The sequence below is a fragment of the Stenotrophomonas sp. CFBP8980 genome, assembly GCF_034046095.1.
Classification (GTDB): Bacteria; Pseudomonadota; Gammaproteobacteria; order Xanthomonadales; family Xanthomonadaceae; genus Stenotrophomonas; species Stenotrophomonas lacuserhaii.
On the sequence record NZ_JAXCXF010000001.1, the window covers coordinates 1,101,258 to 1,118,855 of the forward strand.

Consider the following 17,598-nt stretch of genomic DNA (forward strand, 5'->3'; position numbering starts at 1 on the left):
ACTCAGGCAGGTTGCAGCATGCGCGCCGAATCTAGGACCAGCGGGCTGAAAAGGGGGTGACCGTCGAGCTGGAGCTGAGCGTTCTGTTCAGTTACGCGGCCGCTGGCCAGCAGCTGCAGGCTTGCGATCAGCAGCGGATGCTCCACGGCCAGTACCCGCGCGGCCAGCGTTTCCGGCGAATCACCGGGGAGTACGTCAACGCGCGCCTGCGCCAGCACGGTGCCGGCATCCAGCTCGGGCACCACGAAGTGGACGCTGGCCCCGTGCTGCGTATCTCCGGCTTCCAGCGCCCGCGCATGCGTGTGCAGGCCCTTGTACAGGGGCAGCAGGGAAGGGTGGATGTTGACCAGCTTGCCATCGAAGCGGGCCACGAACGCCTCGCCCAGGATGCGCATGTAGCCGGCGCAGACGATCCAGTCGGGCGCGCTGGCGGCGATCGCGTCGCCCAGCGCGGCCTCGTAGGCGGCACGGTCGGCAAAGTCGCGCGGCGCTGCTGCCCAGCGCTGCGCAGCCGGTACGCGCTGTAGGGCCTGCGCCTCGCGGCGGTCGGAAAACACCCCCACCACCTCGGCCTGCAATTCTCCCTGCGCGATGGCATCCAGGATCGCCTGCAGGTTGCTGCCGCGCCCGGAGGCAAGCACCGCGATGCGTGTGCTTGCGGTCATGCCGTGACCTTGCGCGCGCCGTCCGGGAAGCTGGCGACGACTTCCGGGCGCAGCAGCGCCCACAGCGCGTAGACGGTCAGCGCGATGCCCAGGGCACCGGTCAGGCAGGCCAGCCCCGCCACGACCAGGCACAGCCGGTGCTGGCGACGCGCTCCCAGGCAGCGGGCGGCCTGCAGGCTCAATCCGCCCAGCACGACGTACACCCCCGAAGCGATGCCCATCACGATGAACAGCAGCCACGGGGCGGCGTCAGGACCACTGCCGGGCGGCTCGCTGACATAGCCGGCCAAGGTGACCAGCAGCAGGAAAGCGGCGAGGAGGAGTTCGAACCCCCCCAGCACATAGAACAGGATCTTCAGCGTGTGCAGGTGCGAATCGACCTGCATCGAGGTCCAACCGCGCGGGGCGTGCAGGGGGGGAGGCGTGGCGGACATGGAGGTCTCGTTGATGGCCTTGCAGGCGCCGGGTAACACCCGGCATCGGTAGCGCCGAGCCATGCTCGGCGGAATGTCTGGACGCTCCCGCTGCGCTCGCCGAGCATGGCTCGGCGCTACCGGCGCGGAATCCGGGGATCAGCCGATGTGGACGCGCTCGGCGCCTTCCGCGGCCGGCACGACCTTGCCGATGGTCCAGTGCTGCAGGCCCTGTGCGCCGGCGGCCTCGGCCACGGCGGCGACCTGGTCGGCGGCGACGATCAGCACGAAGCCGATGCCGCAGTTGAAGGTGCGCCACATTTCGGCATCGGCCACCGCGCCTTCGCGCTGCAGCCACTGGAACACCGGCGGCAGGGTCCAGCTGCGGGCGTCGATGTCCAGGCCCAGGCCGTCGGGCACCACGCGGATGATGTTTTCCGTCAGGCCACCGCCGGTGACGTGGGCCATGCCGTGGATCGCCTCGCCGTGGGTCTTGAGCAGGGCCAGGATCGGCTTCACGTACAGGCGGGTCGGCGCCATCAGCGCATCGACCAGCTTCACGCCGTCGTCTAGCAGCAGATCGGCCGGCTGCCCAGCGCGGTCGTAGATGCGGCGCACCAGCGAATAGCCGTTCGAATGCGGGCCGGAGGAGGCGATGCCGATCAGCACGTCGCCTTCGGCAACGCTGGCGCCATCCTTCAGTTCGCTTTTTTCCACGCCGGCCACGGTGAAGCCGGCCAGGTCGTACTCCCCCGGGGCATACATGTCGGGCATTTCAGCGGTCTCACCGCCGATCAGCGCGCAGCCGGCCTCGGTGCAGCCGTTGGCGATGCCGCCCACGACCGCCGCGGCGGTGTCGATGTCCAGCTTGCCGGTGGCGAAATAATCCAGGAAGAACAGCGGCTCGGCGCCCTGGACCAGCACGTCGTTCACGCACATGGCGACCAGGTCGATGCCGATGGTGTCGTGGCGGCCCAGCTGCTGGGCCAGTTTCAGCTTGGTGCCGACGCCGTCGGTACCGGACACCAGCACCGGCTCGCGGTACTTGTTGGACAGGTCGAACAGGGCACCGAAGCCGCCCAGTCCGCCCATTACCTCAGGGCGGAAGCTGCGCTTGACCAGCGGCTTGATGCGCTCGACCAGTTCGTTGCCGGCATCGATGTCGACACCCGCGTCACGGTAGGTGAGGGGCGTAGGGGCGGAGGACGGGCTGTTGGTCACGGGCGTCGGCGCTGGCAAGGGTGAGACGGCGATTTTAACAGGCCACGTTGGCGCAAAGACCCTATTCGGGCAACAATCTCCCCGGATACGTCGAGCCAATGGAAGTCCAGATGCCCCGCAGCCCCCTCAGGACCACGTTCCTCATCATGCTCCTCGCGGCGTGCCTGCCCTTTGCCGCCCTGGCCCAGAGCGGCCCGCGCACCGAAGGGGACGTGGCCACCGCCAGCGGCGCCTACGAGGCCGAGGTCCCGGTCCGGGGCCAGAGCGACGCCGATCGCAACGGCGGCTTGTCGCGCGCGCTGGCCGAGGTGCTGGGCAAATTGTCCGGCGACCGCAACATCACCGCCCGTCCGGGCGTGGTGCAGGCCTTGCGCAATGCGAAGGATTACGTGCAGAGCTACGACTACAAGCAGGACCAGAGCACCAGCGCCAGTGGTGCGCCGAACTTCCGCACCCTGTTGGTCGCCCGTTTCCGCGAAGACGACGTGGATGCGATGGTCGCCGCGCTGGGCCTGCCGGTGTGGCCGCAGCCGCGCCCGAAGCCGGTGCTGTGGCTGGCCATCGACGATGGCAGCGGCCCGCGGCTGGTGACCGTGCAGCAGGCCAACGCGGTGCGCCCGGTACTGGCGCGGGCGGTGGAACGCGGCTTCAAGCTGGGCCTGCCGACCGGCAGTACCGCCGAACAGGCGCTGGTAGGTGCGATCTGGCGCCAGGACACCGCTGCGGTGGCGCGGGCGTCGGCCCGTTACGCCCCGCCGATGCAGCTGATCGGCAAGCTCTCGCGCGCGGATGGCGGCTGGACGGCGGACTGGGTGTTCGTCGACAACGGCCGCGAACTGAACAAATGGACCACCAAGGATGCCAACGCCATGCGCGCGATGGCCGGCGGTGCCGACGGCGCGGCCGACGCGCTGGTGCGCCGTTATGCCAAGCCCGGCGCGGCAACCGGCCAGGCCGGCACCTACCGCATCGTGGTGACCGGGATCGACAGCGCCGACGACTACATGCGCCTGGCCGCCGGCCTGCGCGAGGTGCCGGTGGTGCGCAACATCATCCCGCTGCGCGCAGTGGGCAACCGGCTGGAACTGAGCCTTGAAATGACCACCGGCCTTGCCGGGTTGAACCGCATGCTGGGCGAGGACGGCGTGCTGGTGCCGGTCGCGCCGGTGGCGATCACCCTAGACGGTGATGAACAGAATCCGGCCCCGGCCAGCAACGAGTATCGCCTGCGATGATCCACACTCCAGAGGCGGAAATCGCCCTGTTCCTGCGCCGCGTCAAGTTCGTCGCGGTCGCGCTGCTGATCGGCTGGGTGGTCTGGCTGCTGGCGCCCATCCTGACCCCGTTTGTGCTGGCGCTGGCGCTGGCCTGGCTGGGCGATCCGCTGGTGGACCGGATCGAGGCGACCGGGCGTTCGCGCAACACCGGCGTGATCCTAGTGTTCGTGGCGATGGTGCTGGTGATCACCGCGCTGCTGTTGATCCTGGTGCCGATGATCGAGCGCCAGATCAGTACTTTGATCGCTTCCGCGCCGCAGGCCCAGGCCTGGCTGATGGAGAAGGGCATTCCCTGGTTCGAACAGAAGACCGGCCTGGAAGTGATGCAGTGGCTGGATTCGGACCGGGTGATGGAGTACATCCGCAGCCACTGGCAGCAGGCCGGCGGGGTGGCCAAGCAGTTCTTCGGCTATGTGCAGCGTTCCGGCTTTGCGATGGTGACCTGGGTGGTCAACCTGCTGCTGCTGCCGATCCTGGCGTTCTACTTCCTGCGTGACTGGGACCTGCTGGTGGAGCGCGTGCGTTCGGTCATCCCGCGCAACCACGTGGGCACCATCACCCAGCTGGCGCGCGAGTCCAACGATGTGCTCGGCGCGTTCATCCGTGGCCAGTTCCTGGTGATGATCGCGCTGGGCGTGATCTACGCCGGTGGCCTGACGATGGTCGGCCTGAACCTGGGCCTGTTGATCGGCATCATCGCCGGGCTGATCAGTTTCATTCCCTACCTGGGTGCCACCACCGGCATCCTGATGGCGGTGATCGCTGCACTGGTGCAGTCGCAGGGCTTCGACCTGAAGCTGCTGCTGCTGGTCGGCGTGGTGTTCACCGTGGGCCAGCTGCTGGAAAGCTACGTGCTGACCCCGCGCATCGTCGGCGACAAGATCGGCCTGCATCCGGTGGCGGTGATCTTCGCGGTGATGGCCGGTGGCCAGCTGTTCGGTTTCCTCGGCATGCTGCTGGCGTTGCCGGTGGCGGCAGTCAGCAACGTGCTGCTGCGCTATGCCCACCAGCGCTACCGCGAAAGCGAGCTGTATGCCGGTGAGAAACCGTCGATCGTGCTCGATTCGTACATCGACAAGCAGGTCATCATCGTCGACGGCGCGCCGAAGGGGCCGGAACCGAAGTGAGCGCAGTACCGCAGCTGCCGCTGGCCCTGCATTACCCGCAGGACGAGCGACTGGAAACCTTCATCGGCGCACCGGATGGTGCGCTGGCGCAGCTGCGTGCGATTGCCGTGGGCGCCAGCCCGGACTGGGTGTACCTGGAAGGCGCGGCCGGCACCGGCAAGACCCACCAGGCCCTTGCGATGTGTTCCAACGCCGAACAGGCCGGGCGCACCCCGACCTATGTGCCGCTGAGCGCGGTGGTGGGGCGGGTGCGTGCGGTGCTGGAAGGGCTGGAGCAGCGCGATCTGGTGGTGCTGGATGGGCTGGACGCGGTGGCCGGTGGGCGCGATGACGAGGTAGCGCTGTTCGATTTCCACAATCGTGCGCGCGCTGCCGGTACGGCGGTGATGTACACCGCGCAGGCGGCGCCGGCGGAGCTGGGCCTGGTGTTGCCGGACCTGCGTTCACGGTTGGGGCAGTGCGTGCGCGTGGTGCTGCAGGCGCTGGACGAAGAGGGGCGTGCGGCGGTGCTGCGTGACCGCGCGTTGCGCCGTGGTCTGTCCATCGACGAAGCCTCCATCGAATGGCTGCTGTCCCACTCCGGCCGCGAGCTGGGTGGGCTGATCACGCTGATGGACTGGCTGGACCGCGAATCGCTGGCGGCCAAGCGGCGGATCACCGTGCCGTTCCTGCGCCAGGTACTGGAAGACGGCCGACCGCGTTATTGAGTGGTGGTGGGTGCCGGGCTTGCAGCCCGGCGGCCCGCTTTGAAGCAAAGGCAACAGCCTGCAGGGCTGTGTGTTGGCGGGGCGGGGTGGCTGTGCAGGACACGCCGTGAATCCGTCCATGGAGGCTCGCTTTTCGCATCCATGCGAAAAGACGGTCCTGCACAGCCACCCCGCCCCACCTTCGACAGGTCCACGGTAGCCATGGCGCTACCGCTTTTCATTTTTCATTACGCGGGTGGCGGCCACCGGAACCTGTCAGGGGGCGGGCGGGGAGGCTGTGCGGGGCCTTGAGCGGCAGGAGCCGCGAAGAGCTACATGGACGTACTTGCGCGTGCCCCGCACAGCCTCCCCGCCCGACCCGCTCAACGCTGTGGCTTCAAACAGCAGCCACCCGCGAGGGGGTCTCAACCGTTCGACCGACCCAGCTCCAGGTCCAGCAATCGCAGCCGATCCACCGTCCCCACATCGGTCCAACGTCCGCGATGATGCTGCCCCGTGACCGATCCCTGCGCCATGAAGTGCTTCTGCAGCGGCACCACGCTGAACCGTGGCGGCGTGCGTTCGCTTCCCGCTGCGGTGCCGATCACCTGCCGCCAGTTGGCGACGATCGAGGGCCGGTACACGCCGATGCCCGCATAGGTCAGGCAGGCCCCTGCGCGGTCGTGGTGCAGCAGGCCTGCGGCATCCAGGCGGTAATCGCCCTGCGGGTGCTGGGCCGGGTTGTCCACCATCACCAGGTGCGCCTGCCCGGCCGGCTCGCGCGGCAAGGTGGCGAAATCGAAGTCCGTCCAGATATCGCCGTTGACCACCAGGAACGGGGCATCACCGAGCACGGGCAGGGCATTGAGGATGCCGCCGCCGGTTTCCAGCGGGGTGTCGCCTTCGTTGACGAAATGCAGCTGCACGCCCCACTGGCGGCCATCGCCCAGGGTCGGTGCGAAGGCTTCGGCGAGCCAGGAAATATTGACCACCACATCGCGCACGCCAAGCGCGGCCAGCCGCTCCAGGTGCGACACGATCAACGGTTTGCCGGCCACAGGCAGCAACGGTTTGGGGGTGTGCAGGGTGAGCGGGCGCATCCGCTCGCCGAGGCCGGCGGCGAAGATCAGCGCCTTCATCGGGCCAGCACCGGTTCGCCCTGGGCGGCCATCGCCGGCTTGATCCGCGCATCAAGCAGGTGCCGCAGCCCGGCCAGCTCCGGATAGCGCGGCAGTACTTCATCCAGGTAGGCGATGAAGCGCGGCGCATCGTCCAGGTAATGGCCCTTGCCATCGCGGTAGCGCAGGCGGCTGAAGATGCCCAGGCACTTCAGGTGGCGCTGGATGCCCAGCCAGTCGGCATCGCGCAGGAAAACCGCAAGCACCGGCACCGGCAGGCCGGCCGCCAGCGCGCGCTGGTGGTAGCGCGCCAGCCAGCCATCCACGCGCGCCAACGGCCAGCTGAGGAATGCGTCCTTGAACAGGCTGACCGGGTCGTACGCAATGGGGCCGCGCACAAGATCCTGGAAGTCCAGAACCGCCGGGCCATCGGCCACCGGCATCAGGTTGCGCGGCATGAAATCGCGATGGGTCATCACCTGGGCCTGGCCCAGTGCGTTGTCCATCAGCAACTGCTGCGCGGCCTGCAGGCGCAGGCGGTCGTCGTCGTCCAGGGTGATGCCGAGATGGCGCTGCAGGAACCAGTCGTCGAACAGCCCCGCATCGCGTTGCAGCAGCGCCTCGCCGAAGCGGCCGAAGTCGTCCGGCACCGGCATCTGCTGCAGGCTGAGCAGCTGGTCCATCGCGCGCTCGAACCACGCGTCGGCGCTGTCGGTGTCGATGACCTTGGCCAGGGTCGGCCCGCCCAGGTCTTCCAGCAGAAGGAGTCCGGTCTCGATGTCTTCGGCCAGCACGGTCGGTACGCGCAGACCATGCGCCTGCAGCAGCGCGCGCATGCGCAACCACGGCCGCACGTCTTCCAGGCCGGGCGGGGAGTCCATCACGATGTGGCTGCCACCCCGGCTGGTGGCGCGCCAGTAACTGCGCATGCCCGCATCCACCGACGCGCGGTCCAGCATTGCCTGGTCATCGCCCAACTGCGCGCGTGCCCACTGCAGGCGCTGCGCGGCGCGTTCGGGGTGGGAAGCGGGATCGTTCATGCAGGCAGCATCCGGGCGCCCGCAGGCGCCGACATCAGGGGAAGAAAAGAATCAGCGACGGCCGCCGCTGACCAGGCGGAGCAGGGCCAGGATCGCGACCGCGCCCAGTACCGCGCCGAGGAAACCCGCCGGTTCGCCGGCGGCGTACCAGCCCATGTACTGCCCGAACCAGCCGGCCAGCAGCGCGCCGACGATGCCGAGCACGATGGTCAGCAGGCAGCCCATGCGGTTGTTGCCGGGCATGACGAAGCGGCCGAGCAGGCCCACCACGAAGCCGACCAGGATGATGTAGAGCCAGCTGGTGCTGCCGAACAGACCATTCATGGACAGGGAATCCTTTGCAATGAGGGACGCCGCCGGACCGGGCCGGCGGCGTCGCTCACTTTACCCAGTTCAGCAGCAGCCGTGGCCGCCGTGGCGGGTTCCGCTGTCGGCGGCGACCGGCGAACCGCTGGTCTCCCCGCGCAGGCTGGCGGCGTGGTGTTCGCTGATCACCTTGGACACACAGGCGGTCACCTTCTTGCCCATCGGGATGTGCAGGAACTCATTCGGACCGTGTGCATTGGAATGCGGGCCGAGCACGCCGGTGATCATGAACTGTGCGCCGGGGAACTTCTCGCCGAGCATGCCCATGAACGGAATGGAGCCACCTTCGCCCATGTACATGGCCGGCTTGTCGAAGAACATCCGGCTGGCATCGTCGATCGCCTGGGTCAGCCACGGCGACATCGCCGGTGCATTCCAGCCGCTGGAGGCCTTCTCCAGGTCCAGCGTCACTTCGGCACCGTTCGGCGGGTCGCGCAGCAGGGCTTCCTTCAGCAGTTCGCCGCAGGCCTTGCCATCGGCGGTGGGCGGCAGGCGCAGCGACAGCTTCACCGCGGTATGCGGGCGCAGCACGTTGCCGGCCGATTCCAGCGACGGCATGCCGCCGATGCCGGTCACCGACAGGGCAGGGCGCCAGGTGCGGTTGAGCACCAGTTCGGTCAGGTCTTCGCTCATCGGCACCAGGCCGTCCACCAGCGGGAACTTGTCGAAGATGGCGGTATCGACGACTTCGGCGGCGCGCTTGGCCTGCTCGAGGCGTTCGGCGGGAATCTCCACCTGCATGCCGTCGATCAGGATGCGGCCGGTGTCCTGGTCCTCGATGCGCGACAGCAACTGGCGCAGCAGGCGGAAGCTGGACGGCACCACGCCGGACGCGTCACCGGAGTGCACGCCTTCGTTGAGCACCTTGACCGAGAAGTTGCCGCCGGTCAGGCCGCGCAGCGAGGTGGTGCACCACAGCTGGTCGTAGTTGGCGCAGCCCGAATCCAGGCACACCACCAGCGACGGCTTGCCGATGCGGTCGGCCAGGTGGTCGACATAGGCGGGCAGGTCGTAGCTGCCGGATTCTTCGCAGGCTTCGATCAGGATCACGCAGCGGGCATGCGGCAGGCCCTGGGCCTGCAGCGCCAGCACCGCGGCCAGCGAGCCGAAGATGGCATAACCGTCATCGGCGCCGCCGCGGCCGTACAGCTTGTCATCGCGCAGCACCGGGATCCACGGGCCCAGGTCATCATCCCAGCCGGTCATTTCCGGCTGCTTGTCCAGATGGCCATACAGCAGCACGGTGTCGTCGCCGGTCTCGCTGCCACTTGCCGGGATCTCCAGGAAAATCAGCGGGGTGCGGCCTTCAAGGCGGACCACGTCGACCTTCAGGCCGGGGATATCCTGGGCTTTGGCCCAGGTTTCCATCAGGACAACGGCCTGCTCCATGTAGCCGTTCTGCACCCAGTTGGCGTCGAACATCGGCGACTTGTTGGGGATGCGGATGTAATCGACCAGCTGCGGGACGATTTCCTCGTCCCATTTCTGGTTGACATAGTGGCCGAGCTTGGCGCTGTCCATCTGGAACTCCGAATTGGAATGACTGATCTGCCCATTCTACGCGTGCGGGAAACGGCCGACTGTGCGCCATAGGGGCGACTGACGGAGTCGGCCAGTCTTTTCATCGCAGCGGGGGTAGGGAATTTCCTACACGGCGTCGGGTATTTAGCTGGCTGTTAGAAATGTCACGGACCGATAGTCTGTGTACATGTGGTGACGGACAGTGTCTCTACCGACGGGAATGCCGGTCGGGACAGGTTCGGATCACAAGGAGAACGACGTCGTGCCTTGGTGGATCGTGTTGCGGGCACTGCTTCTGGCGATGGGGATCACGCAGGCCTTTGCGGCCGCGCCGGTCGACATCAACCGGGCAGATGCTTCTGCACTGCAGCAGGGATTGACGATGGTGGGGCCCAGCCGGGCGGCCGCGATCGTCGAGCACAGGCAGCAGCACGGGCCCTTCAAACGCGTCGAGGACTTGACGCAGGTGAAGGGCATAGGGAAAGCCATCGTCGAACGGAATCGACAGCGGATGACGACCGGGGACACGATGTCCCGGGTGGATCCGGTACCCGGACCGGTACCGGTGCGTTCCGTGCCAAGGCGCTGATACAGGGGAATTGTCGCGGTTCGCAGGAAGCGGACCCGGGCCGGCCACGGGACGTGGCGGCAGCGACCGGCGCAGGGAGGCGTCAACCACACCAGGACGGTGGCATCACAGACCTGTGGAAGGGGCTGGGATAAACAACCACGGATGATCGCGGCCTCCGTGCACGGAGCACGCTGCCCCCATCGCAGGATGCGCGGGGCGGCGGGAGGCCGACAAGGACGTTGTCAGGGCCCGGTACGACACATGGCTGTGTCGCCGGGCCTTCTTTTGTTTGCGCCGCCGACACGTTAGCGTGGTGGCTTGCCACGGACTGGATGACCGCGCTGATGCGACTGCTGCAGTGTTCCCTGATGATCGCCACGGCGCTTGCGCTTATCGCTCCCCTGCCGCTGCGGGCGCAGCTGCCCACCCCGGCAGCTGCCGCCAAAGCATCGGCCGAACCGGCCGTGCGCGGACCCACCGACCTCAAGCCTGGTGAATACCTCTGGCACCCGGAGATATCTCCGTCGGGCCCCATCGTGCTGGTGGTCAGCCTGGAAGAGCAGCGCGCCTATGTATATCGCAACGGCATCGCCATCGGCCTGAGCACCATCAGTTCGGGAAAGGCGGGCCATGAGACGCCGACCGGGGTGTTCACCATCCTGCAGAAGGACAAGGACCATCGGTCCAACCTCTACAACAGCGCGCCGATGCCCTACATGCAGCGGCTGACCTGGGATGGGATCGCCCTGCATGGCGGCGCACTGCCCGGGCACCCGGCCTCGCACGGCTGCGTGCGGCTGCCGCAGGCGTTCGCGCAGAAGCTGTTCAGTGCCACCCAGCGCGGCGATACGGTGGTGGTGGCCGATGCCAAGAGCTCGCCGATGACCCTGGCCTACCCGGCGGTGCTGGCCCCGGTCACCAGCCGCGGCCAATCCCTGCCGGAAGTCCCGGCCAGCGCGGAAACGGCGGCCTACTGGAACGAACAGGATGCCCCGGCGGGGCAGGTGGGCGTGCTGGTGAGCCTGCATGACCAGCGGGTCTACGTGCTGCGCGATGGCGTGTTGATCGGCGAATCCCCGCTGGTGGCTTCGGCCCTGCCCGACTTCGATGGCACCACGTTGTTCGTGATGGGCGAAGGTTACACCGACCAGCCCAGCCCGCTGGATGTGCACCAGCGGCTGCACCGCTGGACCGCCTACCCGTTGCTGGGGCAGGCCGAAGGACAATCCACCCCGGACCTGCTGGCCACGCCTTCGCTGCCGATGGCGCTGCCGCCGGATTTCGCCCGCAAGCTGTACGCCGCGCTGGTGCCGGGCACTACCCTGCTGGTGACCTCGCTGCCGGCGGTACGCCCAAGTGCAGCTGAACCGGGCATGCAGCCGGTGTTGGAATCCGAGCCGGCCGGGTCCACCCTGTAGGGTCTGAATGGACCTGTTGAACCCGCCCAGATGAAACCGCCACGCTCCCGTTGGCTGGCTGCCGTCGGCCTGTTTACCGCCTGCAGCCTGCCCGCCAGTGCGCAGCCGCCGGCTGCGGTGTCCGGCCGTGACCTTGGCGCGATCCTGGCCCGGGTTGCGCCCAACGCGGACCGCAAGGTGCTGCAACTTGCAGCCAGTGCGATGCGCTGCGCGCTGCGCCGACCCGAACTGGGCGTGGCGCCGGACCGGCTGGGCGTCATTGACTATTCGCGACCCTCCACACAGCAGCGCCTGTGGGTATTCGACCTGCGCCGCCAGCGACTGCTGTTTGAAGAGTGGGTTGCGCATGGGCGCAACAGCGGCGCGGACCGCACCGAGCATTTCTCCAATCGCGAGGGCAGCTTCATGTCCAGCATCGGGGCCTTCACCGCGCAGGAAACCTACGTCGGCGGCAACGGGTATTCGTTGCGCCTGGACGGGCTGGAGCCGGGGTTCAACGACCACGCGCGGGAGCGGGCGATCGTGATCCACGGCGCGCCCTATGTGAATCCTTCCGCCGCACGCCTGCAGGGCCGGCTGGGCCGCAGCCTCGGCTGCCCCGCCGTGCGGCTGACCGTTGCCAAGCCGCTGATCGATGCCCTGAGCGGTGGCACGATGGTATTTGCGTACTACCCCGACCAGGACTGGCTGAAGCGCTCCCAGCTGCTGGACGCCGACTGCGGTGGCAGCCTGGCCAAGCGCTGACCGCACGACGCGTCGTCAACGCGAGGACGGCGCGGCACAATGGGCGCATGAACGCGACCGACATCCTGCAGCACCCCAGCCAGGTGATTCCGACCGTCGACTACCTTCGCGAACGCTGGCGCAATGGCCTGGGCTGGACCCGCGAAATCCTGCGCCTGCCGAGCGACGGCGAAGACTGGGCCGTGCGTCTCTCAATCGCCGAAATTGAATCAGACGCGGCATTTTCCAGCTTCCCGGGCGTGGATCGCGAGCTGGTGCTGCTGCACGGAAACGGGGTGCGCCTGCGCTTTGATGATGGCCGTCTTGAAGAGGTGCTGCCGCCGCATGGCCGGGTCCGCTTCGCCGGTGAGCAGTCCCTGCACGGCGAACTCGTGGATGGCACCACCCACGATTTCAACCTGATGTGGCGTCGCGACACGCTGGCCGCGCAGGTGCTGCACCGGCCCATCGTAGGGCCGATGTATTTCTTCACCGAACCGGACGTGGCCTGGGCCATCCATCTGCTGGCCGGGCAGGCCCGGTTCGACGCCGACGCCGGCCTGCCGCCAATGGAGCAGGGTGACACCGCCTGGCTGGCGGCAGGCGAGCGTCGTCGGCATGCACTGCACGGCGGCGGTGAACTGCTGGCGATCCGGCTGGGTCCGGCGGTGCCGTAGCGCGTGCTTCAGTACACGTCGCGGCGGTAGCGTCCGGCCAGCATCAGCGCCTCTTTTCCTTCGGCGCCCAGCACCTGTTCGATCACCGCGTCCACTGCCGGCGCCATGCCCTGCAGGCTGCCGCAGACCAGGATCGCGGCGCCTTCGTCGACCCACTGGCGCAGCCGCCCGGCTTCTGCCAACAGGCGATCCTGCACGTAACGGTGGGCGCCGCCGTCGCGGCTGAACACCGCATCCAGGTGCTCCAGCATGCCGCGCTGCTGCATCTGCACCAGTTCGTCGCCGAAGTGGAAATCGTGCGCGGCATTGCGCTCGCCGAACAGCAGCCAGTTGCGGCTGGCTCCGGCCGCTTCGCGTTCGTGCAGGTGCGCGCGCAGCCCGGCGATGCCGGTACCGTTGCCGATCAGGATCAACGGCCGCGTGCTGTCCACGCCGTGGAAATTGGGGTTGCGGCGCAAGCGCAGATCGATCGGGCCGCCGACCGGTGCGACGTCGCACAGCCAACCGCTGCCAATGCCCGGCGTGCCGTCGGCGCGCAGTTGCCGCCGCAGCAGGAGTTCCACCGCGCCGTCGTGCAGGGCCGAGGCAACGGAATATTCGCGATGCGGCAGCGGCTGCAGCATCGACAGCAGGGTCTGCAGGTCGCCACCCGCGGTGACCCCGGGCAAGTGCGAACGTGACAGCCGCGCCTGCAGGGTCTGCCCATCGGCCAGCAGCGTGTCGCCCTGCAGCCGGTGCCGCTGCAGCCATGCCTGCACCACGCCGGGGGCGTGCTGCGGGCCGATCTCGGCGATGTCGCCGGCCTGCCATCGCACCTCGCTGCCAGCTTCCGTTGCTGGCGGTTGCAACCGCAGCCAGTGCACCGGGCCGCCTGCACTGCCGGGATTGAGGTGTTCGCGCTGCAGCAGCGTCCACGCCTGGTAGTCCACCGGACTCCAGTCCGGCTGGTCGCTGGCATCGCCACCCAGTTGGCCCAGCAGTTGCTGCCAGTGGCGCAGGCTGGCCGGGTCGGCGTTGTCCACTTCCACCGTGTCGAACAGCGCGTGCGCGCCATGCCGGCGCAGCCAGTCGTCCAGCTGGTGGCCGAACGCACAGTAGTGCGCGTAGCTGTGGTCGCCCAGCGCCAGCACGCCGTAATGCAGGTGGCCCAACGATGGCGTTGCGGTCATCAGCCGGCGCAGGAAGGGCGCGGCGTGGTCGGGCGGATCGCCTTCGCCCGTAGTGCTGGCGATGAACAGCGCGCGTTCGCTGTCTGCCAGCAGGGCGGCATCCAGCTGCTCGATGCTGCGCAAGCGCACTGCCAGGCCGGCACCGCGCAGGGCATCGGCACTGCGTTCGGCCAACTGCGCGGCAAAGCCGGTCTGGCTGGCCCACACCAGCAGGATCGGTCGCTGCGCCGGATCGGTCCGCTCGCGGCGTGGCCGGGTCTGCCACCACAGCAGTGCACACAGCGCGCCGTAACCGCCGACGGCGGCGATCGCGGTCCACAGCGCGGCGCGGCGCGGGGCAAGCTCCCACCCGCTTTCGCCCAGGTGCAGGCGCAGCAGCAGCCAGGCCACGATGGCCAAGGCCAACATCACCAGCAGGTTGCCGAGCAGCGCGCGTGACGGGCGCAGGGTCATGGCAGCAACGCCTGGAAGGCAGGGCTGAGCGTTTCCAATGGACCCTCGCTGCTGCGTTCCAGGAAGCGCGCCGCCAACTGCAGGCGGGTCGCCAGTTCCAGCCCGGCATCGCGGCCTAGCACGGTCAGCGCGGTCGCCCATGCATCGGCGTGCATGGCATCGTCGGCGACCACGGTCACCGCCGCGGCCGCGCGCTGTACCGGCAGGCCGCTGCGCGGATCCACGCTGTGGCTGATCGGTTCGCCGTCCTGCTGATAGTGGTGCCAGCGGTCGCCGGAGGTGGCGATCGCCTTGCCGTCCAGTTCCAGCACGCGCGGCGGGGTCGGCGTACGCGCGTCTTCTTCCGGGGCCGATTCCACCAGCACGCGCCATGGCTGGCCATCGGGCTTGCGGCCGTACCCGTGCAGTTCGCCGCCTACTTCCACCAACGCGGCGCTCACGTGCTGGTCCTGCAGCCAGCGCACCACTTCGTCCACGCCGAAGCCCTTGGCAATCGCCGACAGATCCAGTTCCAGCGCGCCGGGCTGCAGCAGTGCATCGCCTTGCCACTGCAGCTTCTGCCAGCCGCAACGGGCGCGGGTCGCTGCGAGTACCTGCGGGTCCGGGCGGGCCCGCGCGGCGGCATGCGCACCGAAACCCCACAGCGCCACCAAGGGGCCGAGCGTGGGATCGAAAGCGCCGTCGCTGGCTGCCGCAACGTCCTGCGCAGCCGCCAGCACCTGGCGGGTCTGCAGCGGCAGTGGATGCCAACTGCCTGCGGCGGCCCGGTTGTAGCGGCTCAGGTTCGACGTCGGTTCCCAGGTGCTCATCTGCGCCACGACACGGTCCAGCTGGGCCTGGATGCCGGCATGCAGCGGATGCAGGTCGCGGCTGCGCGGCACCGCCAATGAAACCGACCAGGACGTGCCCATGGTGGTGCCGCCGAGGCGTGCGATATCGAGTAGCGGGTTGGTCATCAGCGAGCGCGTAAGGGTGCCAGTGGAGCCGGGCCAGGCCCGGCTCCGGGGATCAATCACTGCGGCAGCACTTCCAGCGTCGCCACGTAGCTCAGCCTACGCTTTTCAGCCTGCTTGACCGAGGTCTTGTTGTCTTCGGTCCCGGTTTCCAGCCAGTACATGCCGGCTTCCGGCCAGCTCACCTTGATCTCGCCCTTGGCATCGCTGGTGACCTTGATCTCTTCCTGCGCGTTGCGGTAACGCGTGGCGCCACGCACGATCTCGAACTCCAGCCCAGCGGTCGGCTTGCCGTCCACCAGCACGTGGAAAGTCGCTTCTTCGCCGGCGAACAGATCGTTCGGGTGGCCCACCGCGATCAGTTCGATGCCCTTGTTGGTCGGCTTGAGCGCGGTGGCATTCGGCGCGCCATTGGTGACGAAGGTTTCCACCCGGCCGACCGATTCGGATACCTGCACGTTCTTCGCGTCCTTCGGCAGTTCGCCGAAGCTGGCCGCGGTGCCGCGCCAGCGCTTGCGCTCGCCGTTCAACTCATAGGTGGCGAACAGGCCGTCGTTGACCGAGGCGATGCGGTAGGTACCGGCCTGCTTCAGCTCGATGTCGAACACGCTGCGGAACTTGCCGGTGGCACTGTTCTGCGGCTGCACGCTGCTGCCGTCCGGTGCGGTGACCACCACCGATTCCAGGCGCAGCGGCACGTGGTTGAAGTAGAACAGATCGTTGGATACGGCACCGTCCACGGTGATCCACGGGTTGGTACCGGCGATCACGGTCTGCGACGGCAGCAGCCAGGCCTTGTGAGCCAAGGCGGAGAAGGGAAGGGCAGCAGCCAGGGCGGCGGCGAGGACGAGCGTGCGCTTCATCGGGGTATGACTCCAGGAGAAAGAAGGTACGGACCCATGCTGGAACAGCTCAGGGTTTGATGGCGAGGGTGACCTTGCCCAGTTCGGTGCTGCCTTGTGCCGAACCGTTCTGCGCGGACTTTGCCGGCCAGCTGAAAGGCAGCTTGACCAGTTCGCGGCCGCCGACTTCGCGCACCGCTTCCACCACCAGGGTGTAGTTGCCCGGCGCGAGGTCCTTCAGCGCGCGCTGGCGGTCGTTGAATGACAGCGCATGGGTGCCGACCGGGCGGGTCGGGCCGGTCACCCCGTCCACCGGCACCTCCAGCGTACGGCCGCTCTTGCGCCACCACTGGCGCAGGTCCGGCAGCCACTTGGTGCCATGGCCCTCGCTGTTGCCGGTCTGCTGGTACCAGACCGACAGGTTGGCGGCGACCTTCTGGTCGGCCCCTTCCAGCCACACCGCCACGTAGGGGCGGTGGTACTCGGCGACGTTGAGCTTGGGCACTTCGACGTTGATGTCCAGCGTGGTCGCATAGGCCGGCGAGGTGGCCAGCAGGCCGCTGAGGGCGATGGTGAGGGTGACGCGCATGGGCGGCTCCAGCAGGAAAGGTGGGAAGGTCAGTGGATCAACAGCAGGGCGATCAGCAGCGGAATCATCAGGCCCAGGCCGACCAGCGGCCAGGTCATGCGCCGCTGCCGCGCATGCAGGTGCAACAGGAACAGGCCGGTGATGCAGAACACCAGGCAGGCCACGGCGAACACATCCAGGAACCAGCCCCACGCCGGACCGGCATTGCGCCCTTTGTGCAGGTCGTTGAGGTAGGACACCGCCCCGCGCGAAGTGGATTCGAACTCCACCGCGCCGCTTGCGCGGTCGATGCTCAGCCAGGCATCACCGCCGGGACGTGGCAGCGACAGGTAGATCTCTTCCGGCGACCACTCCGCGGCGCGGCCACCGATGGAAATGTCCAGCGCCTCGTCCAGCCACTGGCGCGCGGCACGTGGCAGCGGCGCGTTGCCGTCTTCGCGCGTGCCCAGTTGGTCCAGCACCGCGGCGGGCAGCTCCAGCTGGCGGTTCTGCACCTGTGGGCTCGCTTCGATCTTCGCTGCATGGTTCAGCGTGATGCCGGTAACGGCGAACAGCAGCATGCCGATCAGGCAGACCGCCGAGCTGATCCAGTGCCATTGATGCAGCGTGCGCAGCCAGAAACCGCGGCTTTGCTGTTGCTTCACGGAGGTAGAGACGGATCGGCTCACGCGGCACGGTAGGGTTCGAGGAGACGGGGCATTACAGCATTGATGAGAATAGTTCGCAATTAGGGCGGTAGTGACGGCCGCTGGCCGTCAATCCTTTCGCC

19 protein-coding genes are annotated in these 17,598 nt (G+C 67.9%); 7 read left to right on the forward strand and 12 right to left on the reverse strand.

Features of this window, described 5'->3' with window-relative positions; translation table 11 throughout:
• Positions 1-2 precede the first annotated feature (2 nt).
• The 3 genes from purN to purM form a co-directional block, all read right to left on the reverse strand.
• Complete coding sequence (gene purN, locus SOM47_RS04855; RefSeq protein ID WP_042614650.1) at positions 3-665, reverse strand: phosphoribosylglycinamide formyltransferase; 663 nt, start codon at positions 663-665, stop codon at positions 3-5.
• Positions 662-1,099 (reverse strand): hypothetical protein, encoded by a 438-nt coding sequence (locus SOM47_RS04860; protein WP_152620682.1) that lies wholly within the window; start codon positions 1,097-1,099, stop codon positions 662-664. The genes purN and SOM47_RS04860 overlap by 4 nt, the downstream gene beginning before the upstream one ends.
• Positions 1,100-1,237: 138 nt before the next feature.
• Positions 1,238-2,299 carry a phosphoribosylformylglycinamidine cyclo-ligase gene (purM, locus tag SOM47_RS04865; RefSeq protein WP_042614651.1) on the reverse strand — a complete coding sequence of 354 codons (1,062 nt, stop codon included), beginning with the start codon at positions 2,297-2,299 and terminating at the stop codon, positions 1,238-1,240.
• A gap of 98 nt (positions 2,300-2,397) precedes the next feature.
• Between purM and SOM47_RS04870 the strand changes: the two genes are divergently transcribed.
• Genes SOM47_RS04870 through hda form a run of 3 tightly spaced genes read left to right on the forward strand, consistent with a single transcriptional unit; the run spans position 2,398 to position 5,410 of the window.
• Positions 2,398-3,534, forward strand: a complete 1,137-nt coding sequence (locus SOM47_RS04870; RefSeq protein ID WP_192083063.1) for a DUF2066 domain-containing protein — start codon at positions 2,398-2,400, stop codon at positions 3,532-3,534.
• Positions 3,531-4,703: an AI-2E family transporter gene (locus SOM47_RS04875; protein ID WP_042614653.1), complete on the forward strand. Its 1,173-nt coding sequence runs from the start codon at positions 3,531-3,533 to the stop codon at positions 4,701-4,703. The genes SOM47_RS04870 and SOM47_RS04875 overlap by 4 nt, the downstream gene beginning before the upstream one ends.
• The gene (gene hda, locus SOM47_RS04880) at positions 4,700-5,410 is read left to right on the forward strand and encodes a DnaA regulatory inactivator Hda (protein WP_042614654.1); all 711 of its coding nucleotides are present in this window, start codon (positions 4,700-4,702) and stop codon (positions 5,408-5,410) included. Before SOM47_RS04875 ends, hda begins: the two co-directional genes overlap by 4 nt.
• 404 nt (positions 5,411-5,814) lie before the next feature.
• Here the strand turns inward: hda and murU are convergent, their stop codons facing one another.
• The 4 genes from murU to SOM47_RS04900 form a co-directional block, all read right to left on the reverse strand.
• Positions 5,815-6,528, reverse strand: a complete 714-nt coding sequence (gene murU, locus SOM47_RS04885; RefSeq protein ID WP_192083064.1) for an N-acetylmuramate alpha-1-phosphate uridylyltransferase MurU — start codon at positions 6,526-6,528, stop codon at positions 5,815-5,817.
• Entirely contained in the window at positions 6,525-7,547 is a 1,023-nt protein-coding gene (locus tag SOM47_RS04890) for an aminoglycoside phosphotransferase family protein (RefSeq protein ID WP_320504914.1), read from the reverse strand. Before SOM47_RS04890 ends, murU begins: the two co-directional genes overlap by 4 nt.
• A gap of 51 nt (positions 7,548-7,598) precedes the next feature.
• Complete coding sequence (locus SOM47_RS04895) at positions 7,599-7,871, reverse strand: GlsB/YeaQ/YmgE family stress response membrane protein (protein ID WP_042615132.1); 273 nt, start codon at positions 7,869-7,871, stop codon at positions 7,599-7,601.
• A gap of 69 nt (positions 7,872-7,940) precedes the next feature.
• Positions 7,941-9,434: a M20 family metallopeptidase gene (locus SOM47_RS04900; protein WP_101100809.1), complete on the reverse strand. Its 1,494-nt coding sequence runs from the start codon at positions 9,432-9,434 to the stop codon at positions 7,941-7,943.
• Between the two features lie 262 nt (positions 9,435-9,696).
• Between SOM47_RS04900 and SOM47_RS04905 the strand changes: the two genes are divergently transcribed.
• The 4 genes from SOM47_RS04905 (at position 9,697) to SOM47_RS04920 (ending at position 12,823) form a co-directional block, all read left to right on the forward strand.
• Positions 9,697-10,023 carry a ComEA family DNA-binding protein gene (locus SOM47_RS04905; protein WP_414715754.1) on the forward strand — a complete coding sequence of 109 codons (327 nt, stop codon included), beginning with the start codon at positions 9,697-9,699 and terminating at the stop codon, positions 10,021-10,023.
• A 326-nt stretch (positions 10,024-10,349) separates the two neighbouring features.
• Positions 10,350-11,423 carry a L,D-transpeptidase gene (locus tag SOM47_RS04910; protein ID WP_320504915.1) on the forward strand — a complete coding sequence of 358 codons (1,074 nt, stop codon included), beginning with the start codon at positions 10,350-10,352 and terminating at the stop codon, positions 11,421-11,423.
• A 30-nt stretch (positions 11,424-11,453) separates the two neighbouring features.
• Entirely contained in the window at positions 11,454-12,167 is a 714-nt protein-coding gene (locus SOM47_RS04915) for a murein L,D-transpeptidase catalytic domain family protein (RefSeq protein WP_320504916.1), read from the forward strand.
• A gap of 47 nt (positions 12,168-12,214) precedes the next feature.
• On the forward strand, positions 12,215-12,823 hold the full coding sequence (locus SOM47_RS04920) for a HutD/Ves family protein (RefSeq protein WP_320504917.1): 609 nt from the start codon (positions 12,215-12,217) through the stop codon (positions 12,821-12,823).
• Between the two features lie 8 nt (positions 12,824-12,831).
• Here the strand turns inward: SOM47_RS04920 and SOM47_RS04925 are convergent, their stop codons facing one another.
• Genes SOM47_RS04925 through SOM47_RS04945 form a run of 5 tightly spaced genes read right to left on the reverse strand, consistent with a single transcriptional unit; the run spans position 12,832 to position 17,473 of the window.
• The gene (locus tag SOM47_RS04925; protein WP_320504918.1) at positions 12,832-14,445 is read right to left on the reverse strand and encodes a sulfite reductase subunit alpha; all 1,614 of its coding nucleotides are present in this window, start codon (positions 14,443-14,445) and stop codon (positions 12,832-12,834) included.
• Positions 14,442-15,401: an FAD:protein FMN transferase gene (locus tag SOM47_RS04930; protein WP_042615126.1), complete on the reverse strand. Its 960-nt coding sequence runs from the start codon at positions 15,399-15,401 to the stop codon at positions 14,442-14,444. Before SOM47_RS04930 ends, SOM47_RS04925 begins: the two co-directional genes overlap by 4 nt.
• Positions 15,402-15,457: 56 nt before the next feature.
• The gene (locus SOM47_RS04935; protein WP_320504919.1) at positions 15,458-16,261 is read right to left on the reverse strand and encodes a DUF4198 domain-containing protein; all 804 of its coding nucleotides are present in this window, start codon (positions 16,259-16,261) and stop codon (positions 15,458-15,460) included.
• Positions 16,262-16,310: 49 nt separating this feature from the next.
• Positions 16,311-16,829 carry a DUF2271 domain-containing protein gene (locus SOM47_RS04940; protein ID WP_192083071.1) on the reverse strand — a complete coding sequence of 173 codons (519 nt, stop codon included), beginning with the start codon at positions 16,827-16,829 and terminating at the stop codon, positions 16,311-16,313.
• 29 nt (positions 16,830-16,858) lie between these two features.
• Positions 16,859-17,473, reverse strand: coding sequence for a PepSY-associated TM helix domain-containing protein (locus tag SOM47_RS04945; protein WP_414715755.1), 615 nt, complete (start codon positions 17,471-17,473; stop codon positions 16,859-16,861).
• Positions 17,474-17,598 lie beyond the last annotated feature (125 nt).